General features: G+C 74.4%; 3 protein-coding genes. All 3 read right to left on the bottom strand.

What is annotated here, in order from left to right; translation table 11 throughout:
- Positions 1-50: 50 nt before the first annotated feature.
- On the bottom strand, positions 51-839 hold the full coding sequence (locus ASG00_RS06195) for an SDR family NAD(P)-dependent oxidoreductase (protein ID WP_056207606.1): 789 nt from the start codon (positions 837-839) through the stop codon (positions 51-53).
- Between the two features lie 32 nt (positions 840-871).
- Positions 872-1,816, bottom strand: coding sequence for a sugar kinase (locus tag ASG00_RS06190; protein WP_056207603.1), 945 nt, complete (start codon positions 1,814-1,816; stop codon positions 872-874).
- Positions 1,813-2,256, bottom strand: a 444-nt coding sequence (locus tag ASG00_RS06185) for a bifunctional 4-hydroxy-2-oxoglutarate aldolase/2-dehydro-3-deoxy-phosphogluconate aldolase (protein ID WP_442922611.1), incomplete at its 5' end; no start/stop codon positions are given. The genes ASG00_RS06185 and ASG00_RS06190, both read right to left, overlap by 4 nt.

Raw genomic sequence — 2,256 nt, 5'->3', positions numbered from 1 at the left:
GCGCGGCACGACCGGGCTCGCGCCGTCCTGAGCCTGCCCCTGCTCCGCGCTCAGCGCTCGAGCAGCCCCGCTGTCAGCGCGACGCGCGCCCGCCGGGGCACGAGGCCGACGATCACCGCACCGGTCTTGTTCTGCACGCCCGAGACGACGCTGTACGGCGGCTTCCGGCGGGCGAGGGCGCGGAACGCGGCATCCACCACCTGGGTCGGGGTCTGCATGGCGCCGACCGCGGCGCGCGCATCGCCGACCACGTCGAAGAACTCGGTCGCGGTGGCTCCGGGGCACACCGCCAGCACCGTCACGCCCTGCGGGCGCACCTCGTGCGCGAGCGCCTCGGTGAAGCTCAGCACGTAGGCCTTCGACGCTCCGTAGATCGCCATCGACGCCAGCGGCTGGAACGCGGCCGTGCTCGCGATGTTGATGACCGTGCCGCTGCCGCGGGCCACGAGCGCCGGCAGGAACGCCCGCGTGAGCGACGTGAGCACCGCCACGTTCAGCTGCACGAGCGCGTCGATGCGCTCCGCATCGGCCTCGGCGAACGCGCCCTTCATGCCGAAGCCGGCGTTGTTCACGACGTGGTCGATGCGGATGCCGCGTCCCTCGAGCTCGTCCGCGAGGGACGCGACGGCGCCCGGCTCGGTGAGATCGAGCGGAACGACGTGGGCGCTGACGCCGTGGCGGGAGCGCACCTCGGCCGCGATCTCCTCGAGACGGTCGGCCCGGCGAGCGACCAGCACCACGTCGGCGCCGCGACGGGCGAACTGGTCGGCGAACTCGGTGCCGAGCCCTGCGCTCGCGCCGGTGATGAGCGCGGTGGTACCGCGGAAGGTGATCGTCATGCGCACACTCTAGGCGCGCCGGATGTCCCGGGTCAGCGCTGCACGGGATCGAGCGGCCCCTCGTGGGCGAGGTCGCGGGCGTGGGGATATGACTCCCAGTCGCCCGGTCCCGTGCACGCGGCGGCGCCGACCCGCGCTGCGAGGGCGAGCCGCTCTGCGACCGGGGCGCCGGCGAGGGTCGCTGCGAGATAGGCGCCCACGAACCCGTCACCGGCGCCGACCGTGTCGACGACCGCCACGGGGACCGCGGGGACCCACAGCTCCGCGCCGTCGATCACGGCGACGGCCCCCTCGGCGCCGAGCTTCACGATCGCGGCCGCGGGGCCGAGCTCGCCGAGGCGCCGCGCCACCTGCGCGGGTGTGCCGTCGCCGACCACGAGCCGTGCCTCGTCGAGCCCGGCGAAGACGATCCCCGCCCGCGCCGTCACGGCGCGGTAGAGCGTCGACGGGTCACGGTGCCGCCAGAGCCGGGAACGATAGTTCACGTCGAACGACACGATCGCGTGTGCGGCATCCGCTCGGTCGAGGGCGTCCCACATCGCCGACTCCGCCGACGCCGACAGTGCCGGGGTGATGCCGGTCACGTGCACGATCCGCGCCGTCGCGAACACGTCGGCCGGAAGATCGTCGGGAGCGAGGCGACTGCCCGCGCTCATGTGTCGGCCGTAGGTCACCTCGGTCGTCGTCGCCGACGGATGAGACTTCAGCATCATCCCGGTGCCGGCACCGTCATCGACGTGGGCGTGCACGTCGACGCCCTCGGCGCGCAGCTCCCGCGTGATGCGCCGTCCCGCGCCGTCGTCGCCCACCCGTCCGATCCACGCGACCGATGCGCCCAGTCGCCGCGCAGCGATCGCGACGTTCGATTCCGCACCCCCCACCGAGAGCCGCATCCCGGTGACGTGCTCGAGGGAGCCGACCTCCGTCGCGCGCACGAGCGCCATGGTCTCGCCCAGCGTGACGAGGTCGGCGCTCATTCGTCGCCCCGCAGGCGCCGCACGGTCTCCGTCGCCGCGGCTGCGCGTCGGGTGACCTCCGCGAGGGCGTCGGCGTCGAGGGGTCCCCGGGGAACGAGCCAGCTGCCCGAGACGGCGCCGACCGCGGGTCGTGCGAGATAGTCGGCGAGGTTCGCGGCGTCGACGCCGCCGCTCGGCACGAACGACAGCCCGGGGAAGGGTGCCGAGAAGGCGTCGACGGCGGCGGCGCCGCCGAGGAGGTGTGCGGGGAAGAGCTTCACGACCTCGAGCCCCATGCCGACCGCGCGCATCAGCTCGGTTCCCGTCGCGACGCCCGCGATCAACGGCACCGCGAGACTGCGCGCGGCGGCGGCGACGCTCTCGCTGAGCCCCGGACTCACGAGGAAGGCCGCGCCCGCCTGGCAGGCGGCGCGGGCGAAGCGGCCGTCGGTCACGGTGCC

The organism is Microbacterium sp. Leaf351, from assembly GCF_001423825.1.
In the GTDB taxonomy this organism is placed as follows: Bacteria; Actinomycetota; Actinomycetes; order Actinomycetales; family Microbacteriaceae; genus Microbacterium; species Microbacterium ginsengisoli.
This window is presented reverse-complemented; position numbering and strand designations above follow the sequence as displayed.